General features: G+C 48.7%; 15 protein-coding genes. 5 read left to right on the forward strand and 10 right to left on the reverse strand.

Features of this window, described 5'->3' with window-relative positions; translation table 11 throughout:
* Window positions 1–98 precede the first annotated feature (98 nt).
* A complete protein-coding gene (locus CLR69_RS02610) occupies window positions 99–1,217 on the forward strand; it encodes an NAD(P)/FAD-dependent oxidoreductase (RefSeq protein ID WP_129711739.1) in 1,119 nt (372 codons plus the stop codon).
* 386 nt (window positions 1,218–1,603) lie between these two features.
* Here the strand turns inward: CLR69_RS02610 and CLR69_RS02615 are convergent, their stop codons facing one another.
* On the reverse strand, window positions 1,604–3,115 hold the full coding sequence (locus tag CLR69_RS02615; RefSeq protein ID WP_129711738.1) for a PepSY-associated TM helix domain-containing protein: 1,512 nt from the start codon (window positions 3,113–3,115) through the stop codon (window positions 1,604–1,606).
* Between the two features lie 101 nt (window positions 3,116–3,216).
* Entirely contained in the window at window positions 3,217–3,714 is a 498-nt protein-coding gene (locus tag CLR69_RS02620) for a DUF2946 domain-containing protein (protein WP_129711737.1), read from the reverse strand.
* 443 nt (window positions 3,715–4,157) lie between these two features.
* Here CLR69_RS02620 and CLR69_RS02625 point away from each other — a divergent pair, with 443 nt between their 5' ends.
* Together CLR69_RS02625 and mdoH are read left to right on the forward strand one after the other, a co-directional pair.
* Window positions 4,158–5,660 carry a glucan biosynthesis protein G gene (locus tag CLR69_RS02625; RefSeq protein WP_129706306.1) on the forward strand — a complete coding sequence of 501 codons (1,503 nt, stop codon included), beginning with the start codon at window positions 4,158–4,160 and terminating at the stop codon, window positions 5,658–5,660.
* Complete coding sequence (gene mdoH / locus CLR69_RS02630) at window positions 5,653–8,202, forward strand: glucans biosynthesis glucosyltransferase MdoH (protein WP_129705943.1); 2,550 nt, start codon at window positions 5,653–5,655, stop codon at window positions 8,200–8,202. Before CLR69_RS02625 ends, mdoH begins: the two co-directional genes overlap by 8 nt.
* Before the next feature lie 121 nt (window positions 8,203–8,323).
* On the opposite strand, the gene CLR69_RS02635 is transcribed toward mdoH, so the two are convergent.
* Both CLR69_RS02635 and CLR69_RS02640 read right to left on the reverse strand, forming a co-directional pair.
* Window positions 8,324–9,244 (reverse strand): Kdo(2)-lipid IV(A) acyltransferase, encoded by a 921-nt coding sequence (locus CLR69_RS02635; RefSeq protein WP_129711736.1) that lies wholly within the window; start codon window positions 9,242–9,244, stop codon window positions 8,324–8,326.
* Between the two features lie 252 nt (window positions 9,245–9,496).
* On the reverse strand, window positions 9,497–10,591 hold the full coding sequence (locus tag CLR69_RS02640; RefSeq protein WP_129711735.1) for an NADH:flavin oxidoreductase/NADH oxidase: 1,095 nt from the start codon (window positions 10,589–10,591) through the stop codon (window positions 9,497–9,499).
* Window positions 10,592–10,807: 216 nt separating this feature from the next.
* Here CLR69_RS02640 and trhO point away from each other — a divergent pair, with 216 nt between their 5' ends.
* Entirely contained in the window at window positions 10,808–11,875 is a 1,068-nt protein-coding gene (gene trhO, locus CLR69_RS02645) for an oxygen-dependent tRNA uridine(34) hydroxylase TrhO (RefSeq protein ID WP_129711734.1), read from the forward strand.
* Between the two features lie 74 nt (window positions 11,876–11,949).
* Here the strand turns inward: trhO and CLR69_RS02650 are convergent, their stop codons facing one another.
* The 6 genes from CLR69_RS02650 to pyrC form a co-directional block, all read right to left on the reverse strand.
* A complete protein-coding gene (locus CLR69_RS02650; protein ID WP_197730562.1) occupies window positions 11,950–12,525 on the reverse strand; it encodes a YceI family protein in 576 nt (191 codons plus the stop codon).
* Window positions 12,526–12,554: 29 nt separating this feature from the next.
* On the reverse strand, window positions 12,555–13,109 hold the full coding sequence (locus CLR69_RS02655) for a cytochrome b (RefSeq protein ID WP_039323274.1): 555 nt from the start codon (window positions 13,107–13,109) through the stop codon (window positions 12,555–12,557).
* Window positions 13,110–13,577: 468 nt separating this feature from the next.
* A complete protein-coding gene (gene bssS / locus CLR69_RS02660) occupies window positions 13,578–13,832 on the reverse strand; it encodes a biofilm formation regulator BssS (protein WP_005970542.1) in 255 nt (84 codons plus the stop codon).
* Between the two features lie 240 nt (window positions 13,833–14,072).
* Entirely contained in the window at window positions 14,073–14,330 is a 258-nt protein-coding gene (locus CLR69_RS02665; RefSeq protein ID WP_129711733.1) for a hypothetical protein, read from the reverse strand.
* A gap of 88 nt (window positions 14,331–14,418) precedes the next feature.
* On the reverse strand, window positions 14,419–14,658 hold the full coding sequence (gene dinI, locus CLR69_RS02670) for a DNA damage-inducible protein I (protein WP_039351839.1): 240 nt from the start codon (window positions 14,656–14,658) through the stop codon (window positions 14,419–14,421).
* 106 nt (window positions 14,659–14,764) lie between these two features.
* Entirely contained in the window at window positions 14,765–15,808 is a 1,044-nt protein-coding gene (gene pyrC, locus CLR69_RS02675; RefSeq protein ID WP_129711732.1) for a dihydroorotase, read from the reverse strand.
* Window positions 15,809–15,992: 184 nt separating this feature from the next.
* On the opposite strand from pyrC, the gene CLR69_RS02680 reads away from it, so the two are divergent.
* Entirely contained in the window at window positions 15,993–16,280 is a 288-nt protein-coding gene (locus CLR69_RS02680; RefSeq protein WP_129711731.1) for a putative quinol monooxygenase, read from the forward strand.
* The last annotated feature ends 1 nt before the right edge of the window (window position 16,281 follow it).

Here is a 16,281-nt window from a genome sequence, read left to right on the forward strand (position 1 = left end):
GATGCTGCTGGTCTGGGGCACACCAAGTCTTTCGTTCGTGTCGGTTCAGCGGAGTTGACGTTGATGGTCACGCTCAGGTTCTTAAAGGAAAGAAAAACATGCCTAAAAAATTGATTCTCGTGATTGGTGGCGGTGCAGCCGGACACCAGATTGCCTACCAACTGCGCGATGTCGCCAAGGTCACGCTGGTGGACCCTAAGACCTATTGGGAAATCCCCATGGCGGTCCCGCGTTTGCTGGTGGAATCGGATGCGTTAGCCGCTAGAATTCCTTATACAAGCTTTCTAAACCATTCCGAGTATATTCAGGGTCGAGTCACTGCTCTGACGGATAGCCACGCCAAAGTGAAGTTGTCCGACGATCTTGAAAAAGAGGTCGCCTTCGACTACGCAGTAATTGCGTCAGGTTCCGTTTCGCTCGACCCAATTATCAAGGCTCAGGTATCCACCGAGGCAGAGCGCGCAGCGGAGTTGAAAGCAATGAATGCGAGGCTTCGCACGGCACGTTCGGTCGTGATTGTTGGTGCTGGCCCGGTCGGTGTCGAGACGGCTGCTGAGCTGCGCGAATTGCTTCCACATGTGGAAGTCACACTTGTCCACGGCGAGGATCGAGTGCTAGCAAGAGCCCCTAACAAGTTCGCAGACTGGGCGGAGAAATATCTTGGCAGCAAGGGGGTCACGCTGGTACCTGGTGAGACCGTGACAAGCCCGTCGATTAGCGCACAACCTGAGGATGGCCGCGTGGTGACTAGCTCTGGACGAGTGTTGCAGGCCGACGTGGTGATCTGGGCCGCCGGTACTCGCCCTGCGACAACCTTCGTTGCCAACTCTTGGCCTGACGTGGTTCAGCCTAATGGCTTGGTTAGGGTTGATCCATATCTGCGCGTGGTCGGTCATTCGACGATTTTCGCCGTTGGGGATGTGACCAATCTTCCAGAGAACAGGTTAGCGATCGTTGCCGGGCTTCATGTCAAGTCGGTCGTAGGAAACTTGAAACATCTTATCGCGGCTCAGACTCCTTCGCAGACAAAGCTGAAAGCTTACAAGCCAGCCTTGCCCGGCAGAGGTATCGGAAAACTGATGATCGTTTCTCTAGGGCGCACTGATGGCCTGACCTCTTTACCCTTCGGGCAATTCCGCGCCTCGTTCTTGGCACGCAAGATCAAGTCACACGATCTACTGGTGGGGATGTCGAGGAAAGCAGTTGGACTTCAGTAGTCACTCCGACATGGCGTAGTCAAGCCCCTGGCAATGGCTGCGCCGATCAAGCTGGGTTGGTACCGCCTCAATCTGTTCACCTGGCACGTGCACGCTATTTGCGGTACCGCTTAAGCCAAGCTGATGAGGCGCATTTCCGCTGGTAATCAGCCTCGAACGCCCAGCCCGGCGATTCTCGGCAATCCAGCACGAACAAATGCGATCCGACTTTCTCTCTCCATATTCTTATATGACTCCTTGCTCATCAGGTCGCAGTCTTGCAAAGCCGTCTGAAGTAGAGCTAAATCCTTACCTTATATAGACTGCCAGCCATCGAGCCATTTTCATAAATGACTCGACGCCGCCAATTTTTTATTGTCGATTGAACGAGGATTACCGTAAAGACATCAGCTTTTGACGGTAGCCTGCTTTGGATGGCTCATATACCACCGAACAACGTCAATCAGCAGGAAAATGAGCAGACTGATCCCCATTACGGGCAAACTCACTGCCAGCAATAACGTAATGAGTACAATAAGCACCCGTTGAAAGACCGGAACCAGCAGCAATGCCGCTGTCAGCGTATTGACCGGATTCACATCATGACGTGATTTGGGACGACGTATCCACCACATCCGATAGCCCCACACGATCATCGTACACAGCCCAAGGCCAAATGCCGCGAGAATCAATTGATTTGGCAAACCGAATAACACACCCATATGCGCATCCACCCCCCAGCGTGTGAGTTTGGCGGCGAGTGGGAAAGTGTTGAAATCGGTTTTATCCACAATTTCCAACGTATCTGGATTAACCGACACTGCATCAACCTGCGTTGGCCAGGAACGATCGATCTCACTGACGGTCCAGGCGCGGTGTGGCTTGGTTGCAGGACGAATTTCGATTTTATTAGCGTCGATTCCTGCATGACGTGCGGCAGTCAGCATCTCATCAAATAACGTTGGCGAATAGGTTTCGACATCCTCTATTGGCATTGGCGCATGGTGTTCCGCATGTTCATCCATGGTCATCGCCATATCATGGCCGTGCATCATGTCGTGGTTAGACATCGGTGTAGGCAATTGCGTTTTCACCGATGGAGTTTGCCACCCTAGTGCGGTGCGTGCGACAGATATGTTGCTTCCTGCCCACTGCGACCAGGTTAATCCTGTCGCAGAGAAGAAGAGCAAACCAAGTATAAGGCTGAGTCCCATCGTGGTGTGCCAGTGTCGCAGACGCTGTGTTTTTGCTGCCGTCGTCTGGCTATTTTTCAATTTCCGTCGCTTGGCTGCTGACGACATATGCCGGGTTGACCACCAGATGACAGCGCCGCCCAGTGCTGCGACCCACAGCCAGGACGCTGCCAGCTCGCTGTAATTACGCCCGACATCGCCTAACAGCAGTCCGCGGTGCAGGTAATCAAGCCAAGTACGAAATGGCAGGATGCCGCTGGTGCCGTAAACGATTTCACTGCCGCGATTTTCCAGCGAAACGGGATCGATGAAAACGGCACGGCTTTCTGATGGTCCTAACTCCGGCAAGGCAAACATGACGCGAGTGGTTTCTCCGGCAGTGGACGCAGGGCGTATCGCAAGCAGTTTTGCATCCTGATGGTGAACGAGCCCGGCCTGAGCAGCTCGAATTTGTTCGGCCAGTGAATGCGGCGTGCCTTGGCTTTCTGTGAAAAGTTGGTGCGAATATAGGTGATTTTCAATCTGCGGTGTCAGGACGTACAGCGTGCCTGTCAGAGCAGCGACGAAAATAAAAGGACCGACAAAAATACCGATGTAGAAATGAAGCCGGATGAACAGAGCAACGATAGCGGCACGTGGCGATACCTTATCGATTGCGCGTTTATCGCATGTGGTTTCTCTAGTGTGGCGCGCGCCGGAGGCCGATGCCTGATTAGGGTGTGACATAAAACCCTCTGAAATCATTTAGCAAAAAATGATCGAACGCCATACCCAAAAGGAGATAGCGCGATGCGTTATAAATGCCTGTTGGCATGATGCTGCATAATTCAGAAAGGCGGGGCGCGTACTACTGGAGAGGCATAACGTTCAGGCAAGACAATACGAGAAACAAAATGAATAACCAACGCCTCAGATAACGATGACGTCAGTATGGGGGTAGGGGAGCCAGTTGCGAACAACGCTGGCGTATACGAAAAAAGTACACAGTAGCCACATGCAGCATGATCCATCATCATGGACGGCGATGAGGGCGAATGGTGTAATTGCGTCACGTGATGCTCGGGCATCGCATGAGCGGTAGAATTATGGTGTGGTTTAGCTATAGTGACGCTGTGGCTGGCGGGCGCAGTCGTACCATGCGCAGTAGTGCTACTAGTAGTACTATGTGTGGTGGCTACACTGTTTGTGGCTGTACCATCGTCATAAAGCCCATGCTTGTGCAGCACCAGCGTTTGTGAAATCACTGGGGCAATGAAGATGGTCAAAATAGCGAAGATGCCGACCCAGGCTGGGAAACTTCGCCGTCGTAATGCGGACAAAAGCATAGCAGTCTTACTTCAATAATACCGGGTTGCGTCGGGAAGTGTACTTTACTTGCCCCTGCATTGTTACACAAATGTTTATACCCGCCATATTTCAAGCGGTATGTGAACTAATGCCACGATTCGTCAGATTTTTTATCGGTGGAGCAATAGGAAGCGGTGTGGGCGCAAACGGAATAATCCTACGCCCGCAGAGGTCGATATTCGCTATAGTCCGTGGTTGTTTTCCATTTTTACAACCCGGTTTATCATGCTTTGGCGTTCTCGTTGTTTAAACGCTGACCTATTATGATGAACAATATCTTTATCAAGTTGTAGGAAAGCTAACTTATCCATTAATATGGATTTTAGTTGATTGAAGCACACCAACAGGGGGAGCTGTGCTGGATAATAAATTTGGGTTTAAACAGCGGGTTGCTAGCCTTCGCTGGCTGTCCGCCGCCATTATGCTGTCTGTAAGCGCAGTGCCTGCTTGGGCATTCTCTATTGATGATGTGGCTCAGCAGGCTGAAAAGCTGGCACAAAAGGGTTTTGAAGCGCCGAAAAGTAATCTTCCTGCGCAATTTCGTGATATGAAATTTGCCGACTATCAGCAAATTCGTTTCAATAACGATAAGTCATACTGGAATAATGTACAGACGCCATTCAAACTCCAGTTTTATCATCAGGGGATGTATTTCGATACCCCGGTGAAAATTAATGAAGTCACCGCGACAACGGTTGATGAGATTAAATACTCTCCTGAGTATTTTGATTTTGGTTCCGTCAACCACGATGCTGAAGCCGTTAAAAATCTCGGCTTTGCCGGTTTTAAAGTTCTCTATCCGATCAATAAAGCCGATAAGAACGACGAAATTGTCAGCATGCTGGGTGCTAGTTACTTCCGTGTGGTAGGAAAAGGCCAAATTTATGGCTTGTCCGCCCGTGGTCTGGCTATCGATACTGCATTACCTTCCGGTGAAGAATTCCCTCGTTTCCGTGAATTTTGGATTGAACGTCCAAAACCAAATGATAAACATTTGGTTATTTATGCGCTGTTGGATTCTCCGCGTGCCGCAGGGGCTTACCGCTTTACCGTTTATCCGGGGCGTGACAGCGTAGTCGACGTTCAGGCTAAAGTCTTCCTGCGTGATAAAGTGGGCAAACTGGGCATTGCTCCGCTGACCAGTATGTATCTGTTCGGTCCGAACCAGCCGTCTCCAACGCTGAATTATCGTCCGGCGCTGAACGACTCTAACGGCTTGTCAATTCATGCCGGTAATGGTGAATGGATTTGGCGTCCGCTGAATAATCCGAAGCACCTGTCTGTGAGCACCTATGCAGTAGAAAATCCGAAAGGATTTGGTCTGCTACAACGTGGACGTGATTTTACTGCCTATGAAGATCTTGACGACCGTTACGATCTGCGTCCAAGCGGCTGGGTTGAGCCAAAAGGCGAGTGGGGTAAAGGTAAGGTTGAGCTGGTTGAAATTCCTACCGCAGATGAAACCAACGACAACATCGTTGCTTTCTGGACACCTGATGTGTTGCCAGAAACGGGCAAGCCACTGGATATTAAGTATCGCCTGCACTTTACGCGCGATGAAGATCAACTGCATTCCCCGAATATCGCTTATGTCCAACAGACTCGTCGTTCTGCCGGTGATGTTAAACAATCTAACCTGATTCGCCAGCCTGACGGCACAATCGCTTATATTGTGGACTTTATTGGACCGAATTTAAAAGAGCTGGATGAGAACGCTCCGGTAGCCTCTCAGGTCAGCATTGGCGATAACGGCGAGATTGTAGAAAATAATGTTCGCTATAACCCAGTAACTCATGGTTGGCGTCTGACACTGCGTGTGCGTGTGAAAGATGCGAAACAGCCGACTGAAATGAGAGCTGCGTTGGTTAATGGCGAGACGACATTGACTGAAACCTGGAGCAATCAGCTACCTGCTAATGAATAAGTCAACTTCTTCTCTCGATTATATTGAGAAATTACCTCTGCCTGCTGAGCAGGCAGAGGTTCTTCGCGAAAAATTACCGCAAGCGGCCTGGAACGATCAGGCCGTTTTGCATCAAGCATTGTCGGAAGGTCATCAGGTTAATGTTCAGGCTGAAGACGATGTTGCACTGCATTCTGTGCAGGCTCGTCTTGAAATGGCCTGGGATGATGGCCTGGATGACGGTAAGCAACTCGGCACAGACAGAGAAGGGCGGACGGCATTAAAAGCGATGCCCGTCATTACTCGCGCTTCTATGTTTCCTGACGTTTGGCGGACGAATCCATTGGTTCGCTGGTGGGAAAGTTTGCTGGGGCGTACTGTACCGCCTCGCCCTCATTACAGCCCCGAAGAGAAAATCTCCGAAAACCGCTGGCGTTTGGTGGGAACAATCCGTCGCTATATTCTGCTGGCGTTGACGCTGTTCCAGACCGCTATCGCAACCTGGTATATGAAAACCATCCTGCCTTATCAGGGATGGGCGTTGATCGATCCGTTTGAAATGGCGGGTCAGCCTTGGACGCGCTCGCTGATGCAGTTGCTGCCTTATGTGCTGCAAAGCGGCATCCTCGTTTTGTTTGCGGTGTTGTTCTGTTGGGTATCAGCCGGGTTCTGGACCGCGCTGATGGGGTTCTTGCAACTGCTTATTGGTCGAGATAAATACAGTATCTCTTCCACTACGGTAGGAAACGAGGCCCTGAATCCTGAGCATCGAACCGCGTTAATCATGCCGATTTGTAACGAAGACGTAGAACGTGTATTTGCGGGATTACGGGCGACGTATGAATCGGTTGAAGCGACCGGCAATCTTGAGCATTTTGATATTTACGTCCTGAGCGACAGTAACGATCCTGACATCTGTGTGGCAGAGCAAAAAGCCTGGATGGAACTGTGCCGTGATGTTGGTGGAGCAGGGCGTATTTTCTATCGCCGCCGCCGCCGCCGCGTCAAGCGTAAGAGCGGTAATATCGATGATTTCTGTCGCCGCTGGGGTAACCAGTATAGCTATATGGTGATTCTGGATGCCGATAGTGTGATGAGTGGCGAATGTCTGACGTCTTTGGTCAGACTGATGGAAGCGAATCCAAATGCCGGTATCATCCAGTCCTCACCGAAAGCCTCCGGCATGGATACCCTGTATGCACGTTGCCAGCAGTTTGCAACACGTGTATATGGCCCGCTGTTTACTGCTGGCCTGCATTTTTGGCAACTGGGTGAGTCACATTACTGGGGACATAACGCGATTATCCGCGTTAAACCGTTCATTGAACACTGTGCTCTGGCACCGCTGCCAGGTGAAGGTTCGTTCGCTGGTGCGATTCTTTCTCACGACTTCGTTGAAGCAGCGCTGATGCGCCGTGCAGGATGGGGGGTTTGGATCGCCTATGATCTCCCTGGAAGTTATGAAGAGCTACCGCCTAACCTGCTGGATGAACTGAAACGCGACCGCCGCTGGTGTCATGGTAACCTGATGAATTTCCGGTTATTCCTGGTTAAAGGTATGCATCCGGTTCACCGTGCCGTTTTCCTTACTGGCGTAATGTCTTACCTGTCTGCACCACTGTGGTTTATGTTTTTGGTGCTCTCTACCGCGTTGCAGGTTGTACATACGCTGATGGAACCCCAGTATTTCTTGCAGCCTCGACAGCTATTCCCGGTCTGGCCACAGTGGCGGCCTGAACTGGCTATCGCACTCTTCTCGACGACATTAGTTCTGCTGTTCTTGCCAAAACTATTGAGCGTGATTCTGGTGTGGGCAAAAGGTGCAAAAGAGTATGGCGGCGTTTTCCGGGTATTCCTTTCCCTGTTGCTGGAAATGCTGTTCTCGGTTCTGCTGGCTCCAGTTCGTATGTTGTTCCACACGGTGTTTGTTGTCAGCGCATTCCTCGGTTGGTCAGTGCAGTGGAACTCTCCACAGCGTGACGATGATGCGACGCCGTGGAGTGAGGCATTTGTGCGCCACGGCTCCCAGTTGATTCTGGGTCTGGTTTGGGCGATTGGCATGGCGTGGTTAGATCTGCGCTTCTTGTGGTGGTTGTCGCCGATTGTCTTCTCTCTGATTTTGTCTCCGTTTGTGTCAGTTTATTCCAGTCGTGCAGCATTGGGTCTGGGTTGTAAGCGCGCGAAACTGCTGATGATACCGGAAGAGTTCAATCCACCGCGTGAACTGGTCGCTACGGATGAATATTGCCGATTGAACCACCAGCGTAGGCTTGATAACGGGTTTATGCAGGCTGTCTTTGATCCGTCCGTTAATGCTCTTGCCAGCGCGATGGCGACAGCGCGTCATCGTTTCAGTCGAGCTATTGAAGATGTGCGTGAGCAGAATGTGCGTGATGCTTTGAATCGTAAGCCGGAAGAGGTGAGCAATAATCAGCGTCTGGCACTGCTTAGCGATCCCGTTACGATCTCGCGCTTGCACTACCATGTGTGGCAAAAGCCTGAAGCATATGCGGCGTGGGTCGAGTCTTATCAGAAACTTCCTGCACCTCATATCAAAAACTAGCAGATTGTAGTGTGAAAGATTGGTAGCGTGAAAGATAAAGCAACGGCCGTGGCCGTTGCTTTTTTTTAGCTTGTCACAAGGCTCGGTTTATTCCTGAAATAAACAACACGAAACGTGTGAGTTAATAAAGTGATGGTTCGCCTTCGGGACGGGTTTTGAAACGGCGATGAAGCCACATGTATTGATCCGGTGCGAGCAGAATATTCTTTTCAACCACTTTGTTCATCCAGGCTGCGGTCACCGTTTCATTGTCTACAGGTGCTCCCTGTTCAGCAGGCTGAATCAGCAACTCGTAACCTTTTCCTTCGGGAAGCCGGCGGGGCACAAACGGGATGATTGCCGGGCGCGCCGTTTTTATCAGCATATAACTCCCGCGAGTTGTCGCCGCGGTGTCTACGGCAAACAGAGGAGCGAATACGCTGCTGCGCGGGCCATAATCATGATCCGGCGCATACCAGATGATGTCACCCTGTTTGAGCGCGCGTATCATGCCTTTAAGATCTTTCCGGTCCAGCATGGATTTGTTGGAACGCAGTCTGCCCCATGTCTGTAACCAATCAATTAGCTTGTTATCATTCGGACGATACACACCAATCCCCGGGTTGTGCATACCAAAAACTCGTGCACCGAGCTCCAACGTTAAAAAATGCAGCCCGATAAGTAATACTCCTTGCTCTCGTTCATTCTCTGGGTGTATGTGTTCAAGACCTGTTACCTTAAACCAGCGTTCGAGACGCCAATTCGGCCAAAACCAGGCCATACCCGTTTCAACTACACCCATTCCGACCGATTCGAAATTTTTCCTGAGTAGCATATTGCGCTCGGCCAGCGGCATGTCAGGGAAACACAGCTCAAGGTTGCGGGCGGCGATCTTGACGCGTTTTGGCAGCAGGCGCATAGCCAGATAGCCGAGTGCAGTACCGATACGATAAAGAACGGAATAGGGCAGCAAAACGATAAGGTAAAGGATGCCGATGCCCAACCAGGTGAGCCAGTAGCGCGGATGTAGCAATGAACGATTAAAAGAAGGGATTTGTGTCATGGCCTCAGTATCAATATTTTGGTGCTGGTCAGCACGCGAATCGTTAAAAAGAATCGAGTTAATGGTTAACTTCTAGATAGATTATTGCGGTGCTTTGCCAATAAAACAAATTATTGCCATCTTATTGACTGATTTTTATACAAAAAAAGCTATTAATCGTATCATCCCCAGAGAATGAGTTTTGACCTTTGGTGGCATACTACGTAGTGGCATGGGATAAGAGGCGGCCCGGATAGGACCGCCTGGCTATCGCTATTGCTTGAAAATGCCTTTGGCATAACGTGGCTCGCTACGCCAGTATTGTGGGGGGGCAGATACCTGTGCACCCAGTCGAGCGGCGGCATGCCATGGCCAGCGTGGGTCAAAAAGTATGGCGCGAGCCAGCCCGATCGCATCAGCCTCACCAGTAGCAACAATCGCTTCCGCCTGTTCTGGCTCGGTTATCAACCCCACGGCGATGGTCGTAATACCGACCTCTTGCTTAATTCGCTGAGCATAGGGCACTTGATAATTAGGCGCAGGATGAATCTGCTGTAACGGTGATAGTCCGCCGCTGGAAACGTGAATGAAATCGCAACCTAATTCGTGCAGAGCTTGACTGAGTTGTACGGACTGTTCCAGATTCCAACCTTCCTTGACACCATCTGTTGCAGAAATGCGCACGCCGACGGCTTTATGCGTAGGGAAAACTTCACGTATCGCGCGGTAAATTTCAATAACCAGACGCATCCGATTTTGAAGCGATCCGCCGTAGCTATCCGTGCGGTGATTTGTCAGCGGTGAAAGGAACTGGTGCAGTAAGTATCCGTGAGCAGCATGAATTTCTATCAGGTCAAAGCCCAGACGGTCCGCTCGTTTAGCTGAGTCGACGAATGAATCAATTAGCGTACGTATTTGCTGCTCTGACATTGCCAGAGGTGCTGCATCGCCAGTGTTATAAGGAACAGTCGATGGCGCGATAGTCTGCCAACCACCCTGTTCCGGGCGCAGAAAGGCTCGTCCACTCCACGGAACACCCGTTGATGCTTTGCGACCTGCGTGTCCCAGTTGTATACCAAGAGGTATGGAAGAATAGGTTTTGACCGACTGAATCACGTTGGCAAGGGCTTGTTCGGTTGTATCATCCCATAGTCCAAGATCGTGCGGGGAAATTCTGCCTTCTGGTGAGACTGCCGTAGCCTCGATAATGAGTAACCCAGCGCCAGAATGCGACAGGTTACCTAAATGCATGGTATGCCAGGCTGTCGCCTTGCCGTCTTCAGCCGAATATTGGCACATTGGTGCAATGATAATTCGGTTAGGCAGTTCGAGTTTACCAAGAGAAACGGGGGAGAAAAGCTGACTCATAATGACAGATCCTTCGATGATGATACTTCGTGAAAGCAAAAGTGAATCCCAGAGGCCATCTGTTTACGGTAGAGCACTCTTTATCGTTTCGCTAGCCATTTCATGCCCTGACAGTTTCGGCGCTATCAGGTATGATGCCGGGCGATTCAATGTGTCAGGCTATAGCCCTGCAATGAACGTCACACGCTAACCTCAATGAAGACAGGAACGTACACCATGCCAGTGTTACATAACCGGGTTTCCAATGAGGAACTGAAGGCACGTATGCTTGCGGAAACCGAGCCGCGTACCACAGTTTCCTTCTATAAATATTTTACGATTGACGATCCAAAAGCATTTCGCGATCGCCTGTATATTCAGCTTGAGCAATATAAGGTCTTCGGACGTATTTATATTGCAACTGAAGGGATTAATGCCCAAATCAGCGTACCCAATAATCAGTTCGATGCCTTTAAAACCGCCTTGTTCAAGGCGCACCCGGCACTCGATCAGATTCGCTTAAATATCGCTCTGGAAGATGACGGAAAGTCGTTTTGGGTTTTGCGTATGAAAGTACGTGAACGGATTGTCGCCGATGGCATCGATGACCCCACGTTTAATCCCGCGAATGTTGGGCAATATCTGAAGGCTGAACAGGTTAATGAGATGGCCGACGATCCTGATACCGTATTCGTCGATATGCGCAACCACTACGAATATGAAGTCGGACATTTCGAGAATGCGCTGGAAGTGCCGTCTGATACTTTTCGTGAGCAGCTACCGATGGCAGTGGATATGCTTGATGATGTGCGTGATAAAAACATTGTGATGTATTGCACCGGTGGCATTCGCTGCGAGAAGGCCAGCGCTTACATGCTGCACCATGGTTTTAAGAATGTGTATCACGTAGAAGGCGGTATTATTGAATATACACGCCAGGCTAAAGCGCAGGGACTACCGCTGAAGTTTATCGGAAAGAATTTCGTGTTTGATGAACGTATGGGCGAACGTATTTCTGACGACGTTATCGCACACTGCCATCAGTGCGGCGCTTCGTGTGATAGCCACACTAATTGTCGTAATGAAGGGTGCCACCTTCTATTTATCCAGTGTCCGAGCTGTGCCGAAAAATACGAAGGTTGCTGTAGCACGCAGTGTCAGGATGAAATGAAATTGCCGTTAGAAGAACAAAGAGCAATACGTAGTGGGCGTGAAAATGGAATGAAGATTTTCAATAAATCCAAAGGATTATTGCATTCGACGTTGCATATCCCGGCGCCTGTAGCGAAAGATAAAGCTGAATAGCTAACTGCGTTCACCAATATAAAAAGCCCTTTCCTTTGGAAAGGGCTTTTTGTTATTAGCCACGTGGCGATGCCTTATTTCTGACGAACGCCTTCAACGGCAATAATCAGTTCTACATCCTGTGAAGCGGGACCTAAATCGGTCGTAATGTTGAAGTCTTTCAGCTTGATAGTACCTTCGGCCTGAAATCCTGCGCGATAGTTACCCCACGGGTCATCCCCCTGACCGATGAGTTTGGCATCCAACTTAACAGGTTTAGTCACACCATTTAAGGTCAGATTACCGGTAATATCGTAATCCTCTCCGGATTTTTTCACTTCCGTTGAGGTAAACGTTGCCTGTGGATGCTTGGAAACGTTTAAGAATTCTGCGCTGCGCAGGTGTTTGTCACGTTCAGCGTGGTTAGTGTCAACGCTGTTCGTGTTGATAGTGACATTCACTTTATCCGCTGCTGGATTTTTCTCATCAAACGTAAAAGCACCGTCGAAGTCGTTGAAGCTGCCATAAAGCCAGCTATAACCGAGGTGTTTAATGCGGAATTCAATAAACGCGTGCTGGCCTTCTTTATCGAACTTGTACTCTGCCGCCAGTGCAGAACCGGCAGAGGCAAGCATAGATACTGCGGTCAGGCTCAGTAGTGTTTTCTTCAGCATTGGTATTTCTCCATAAATCCAGAAAGTTAAGGAACGTTGCGACCCAACATCCGTTTCAACGTGTTATCACCATCGATAAAGTGGTGTTTTAATGCGGCTAAACCGTGCAGTGCTGATAAGGCAACCACCGCCCATGCAAGATAAAGATGCACGTCGCCTGCTATATCGGCCTGATCCGTCAAGCCGCTGACAATGGCCGGAATAGAAAACCAGCCAAAAACTGAGATTGCATGCCCTTCTGCAGTTGAAATTAGATATCCACTAATGAGAATGGCGAAAAGGATGACATAAAGCGCGATATGCGCCAGCGTCGCGCTGACGCGAGTCAATGTAGAGTAGCTTTTTAACGGAGGCGGTGGAGGGGAAATAAAGCGCCACACCACACGAAAAATAATGATGGCAAAGAGCAGCACTCCGATGGCTTTGTGGATCTCTGGGGCACGGTGATACCAGATATTGTAGTACCCTAATGTGACCATCCAGAGTCCTAAAGCGAACATGCCATAAACGGTCAACGCTGCAATCCAATGCAAAAGAATGCTGATATGGCCATAACGGGAAGAAGTATTACGCCAAAGCATAGTGATAGTTCCTTATCAAATCGATAACGTGGTCAATCCGAAAAAAAATTTAACAGGAAGAAACATAAAATCAATATAAACTTTCAAATTGTAACATTATCATAAACATGAGCAGTTTTTTTGAATTTAAGTTCATAATTTATTCAATTTGGTTATAGGATTTCTTTAATGGAATAAATATTTCTGATACCTGTTTTAAGGTGAGAAGTGAATAAAGACGATAGCAAAATAAATTAAATGGACAGAAAACGTTCTGTTAGTTGAATAATTATGTAGTGGGTGATTATTGGTTAAAGGTTGTTGAAAACGACTTAATTAATTGGCGGGTATAAAAATAAATGAGAATAGGCCTAAAGTAACAACACCGCTAATAAAGCGGTGTTGTTATGAACGTATGTGTCATTAAAGCCGATGTTATTGAAAAAAATTAATGGGTATTGAATATAATATTAATAACGTTATCAATTACTAATGTTTTCGATAATCACTGACGTCACAGTCTGTTGATTCGATTTTCGCAATACCAGCTTCGAGTATGTGTATCAGCTGCCGTGCGACATCTGTCGTTAGCCAAAGCGTACGGTCTACATGTGCTTCATCTGGTGCTTGATCCGAGGTGGATAAGTAGTGTAATCGGATCATCATGGCGTCATAACTGTCAACGGTGCTGATGTCCCAACCTACAAGAGGATGTGTCTGAATAACTTCATTTTTTCTATCCATAAATACCCCTTATTGACTAGTTACTAACATGAGTGACTAACGAGGCTTCAGGTGGCTCATCATTTTTAAACGAGCATTATCAGTATACTGTGGCTTATTTAATTTATGGGAAATATTTTCAATTTTTCGTAAAAAACATTACATCGGCAGGGATGGTGAAGGGATAAAGGATGTGTCAGATAAAATATCGGGACGAATAGGTTTTCATCCCGAAGATGTTGCTACTGGGACAATAGAACATTATTCCACAGCAGGTCCTGAATTTTTCTCCAATGCGGCAGCAATACGGGCAAGGTATTTCTTCATCGCTGGATCCCGATTTTCATTTTGAGATTCTAATGTTAAATTGTGAATCATCAGCTTGTTTGCTTTTTCATCAAGGCAGAATGCCAGGGACGAAAAGGCAAGTTCCAGAGCATCGATCTTGCGTTGTTGCTCGCCAATCAGCTCCAGCAGTTCCCCGAATGTCATTGCCTCTTCTGGTTTTTCTACCGTCATCACAGATATCCTCGGTCATAGCACATGGCGAAATGCCGCTTTAAACTGCCATTACAGCCTATATCTTCGTTATCTTTCAAGCTTTAGATTACTCTGCAGTAAACCAGTCATCGGCACTTTCCCATGTTTCCTGCAAAATTTCAGAGATACGATCTTTGTCATCTTTACCTGCTCCCATCACTGTAAGGTTATTTGCGGCTGCATAACGAACCTGAATGGGGGTATCAGGGTAAATTTTGTGAATACGCTTTTCCAGCTCATGCCTGAGCGCTTCAATGGCACCGGCAGGTAAAGGCGTTGTCTTTGCAAGAGTGATTTCTACGCGCATACTGACCTCCAAATTTTAAACTGTTTATTTATACAGTTATTGCAAGTGGAGAACAAGACACACAGTAAAATTTAGCCCACCAGCATAATGCGGATGGGCTGGTTGTTTAGCGAACTGACCAGTTCAGGCTTTGCCCGGCCAGGAAGGGGATGAGCGACTCATCGTCGAGAGAGATTTCTTCTGGGAACATGACGGCTTCACGATGCAGTTCAATCCAACTGTCGTTCACCGGCAGACCATAAAACCGAGGGCCGTTCAGGGAACAGAATGCTTCGAGTTTATCAAGTGCGTTCATTTCTTCAAAAACGGTGGCGTAGGTACTTAATGCTGCCTGAGCATTGAAGACACCCGCACAGCCGCAGTTGGACTCTTTTCTATGCTTGGCATGAGGAGCTGAGTCCGTACCGAGGAAAAGTCGGTCACAGCCGCTGGCGACGGCTTCACGCAACGCCTGCTGATGCGTGTTGCGTTTTAAGATCGGCAGACAATACAGGTGAGGGCGAACACCGCCGACCAGCATATGATTGCGGTTGAACATCAAGTGCTGAGGTGTAATGGTTGCAGCAAGATAATCATTACCTGCAACAACATATTGCGCCGCTTCTTTCGTCGTAATGTGTTCGAGGACGACCTTCAGTTCAGGGAAGTCTTGACGCAACGGCTCCAGAATGGTTTCGATGAAGCGAGCTTCTCGATCGAAAATATCAATAGCGGGATCGGTGACTTCACCGTGAATGAGTAACGGCATACCAATTTTTTGCATTTTCTCCAGAATGCCGGAGATATTGGCGACGCTAGTTACCCCATGGCTGGAGTTCGTTGTGGCATTGGCTGGATAGAGTTTGGCTGCGGTAAAGACGCCTTGCTCAAAACCACTTACGATTTCATTGGCATCTAACGCATCGGTCAGATAGCACGTCATCAGTGGATGAAAGTCATCGCCTTGCGGGACCGCGGCTAAAATACGCTGACGATACGCGATCGCGCTGGCTACACTAGTAATCGGCGGCGTCAGGTTAGGCATGACAATCGCACGGCCGAAGAAACGGCTGGTATAGGGGAGGACGGTTTCCAGCATCCGATCGTCACGCAGGTGAATGTGCCAATCGTCAGGGCGACGGATTTTAAGAATAGTGGGCTGTGCGGTCATGGAATTGCGCTCCGGCGGTCAGTAGAAAAACATCGTCTTTCGGTTGGTTTTGGGACTGATACGGCGGGGGATAAGGATAAGCGTAAAGCCATTCGAATGCATCCGTTTGTTGATGAATGCTTGAAATTAAGCGCAGATTGGCATTTGATAGCATTATCTTTTCATTGATAAATAAGGGATGTATATGGAAATTCGTATTGTTGCCACTATTCAGGCAAAGGCTGAGTTTATTGCCGATGTTACCGCAACGCTAAAACGAGTGGTATCACCCAGTCGACAGGAAGCAGGTAATGTGCAGTATGATCTGCATGACGTTGTGGATAAACCTGGCTCGTTTGTGTTCTTCGAACGCTGGAAGGATCGTGAAGCTCTGGCATCACATGAGCAGAGCTCACATTTTAAAAGCCTGTTGGCTGAACTGGATGGCAAAACAGAGAGTGTAGATATCAAGCTATTGAATGTTTTAGGCTAAT

The organism is Pectobacterium zantedeschiae (assembly GCF_004137795.1).
Classification (GTDB): domain Bacteria; phylum Pseudomonadota; class Gammaproteobacteria; order Enterobacterales; family Enterobacteriaceae; genus Pectobacterium; species Pectobacterium zantedeschiae.

Coding starts and splice junctions, on each gene's coding strand:
- CLR69_RS02655 (WP_039323274.1), bottom strand. CDS start 13,109: ATGCTTTGGCGTAATACTTCTTCCCGTTATGGCCATATCAGCATTCTT.
- dinI (WP_039351839.1), bottom strand. CDS start 14,658: ATGCGCGTAGAAATCACTCTTGCAAAGACAACGCCTTTACCTGCCGGT.
- CLR69_RS02615 (WP_129711738.1), bottom strand. CDS start 3,115: ATGTCACACCCTAATCAGGCATCGGCCTCCGGCGCGCGCCACACTAGA.
- CLR69_RS02665 (WP_129711733.1), bottom strand. CDS start 14,330: ATGACGGTAGAAAAACCAGAAGAGGCAATGACATTCGGGGAACTGCTG.
- CLR69_RS02625 (WP_129706306.1), top strand. CDS start 4,158: ATGCTGTCTGTAAGCGCAGTGCCTGCTTGGGCATTCTCTATTGATGAT.
- pyrC (WP_129711732.1), bottom strand. CDS start 15,808: ATGACCGCACAGCCCACTATTCTTAAAATCCGTCGCCCTGACGATTGG.
- CLR69_RS02640 (WP_129711735.1), bottom strand. CDS start 10,591: ATGAGTCAGCTTTTCTCCCCCGTTTCTCTTGGTAAACTCGAACTGCCT.
- CLR69_RS02620 (WP_129711737.1), bottom strand. CDS start 3,714: ATGCTTTTGTCCGCATTACGACGGCGAAGTTTCCCAGCCTGGGTCGGC.
- CLR69_RS02635 (WP_129711736.1), bottom strand. CDS start 9,244: ATGACACAAATCCCTTCTTTTAATCGTTCATTGCTACATCCGCGCTAC.
- trhO (WP_129711734.1), top strand. CDS start 10,808: ATGCCAGTGTTACATAACCGGGTTTCCAATGAGGAACTGAAGGCACGT.
- bssS (WP_005970542.1), bottom strand. CDS start 13,832: ATGGATAGAAAAAATGAAGTTATTCAGACACATCCTCTTGTAGGTTGG.
- CLR69_RS02680 (WP_129711731.1), top strand. CDS start 15,993: ATGGAAATTCGTATTGTTGCCACTATTCAGGCAAAGGCTGAGTTTATT.
- CLR69_RS02610 (WP_129711739.1), top strand. CDS start 99: ATGCCTAAAAAATTGATTCTCGTGATTGGTGGCGGTGCAGCCGGACAC.
- mdoH (WP_129705943.1), top strand. CDS start 5,653: ATGAATAAGTCAACTTCTTCTCTCGATTATATTGAGAAATTACCTCTG.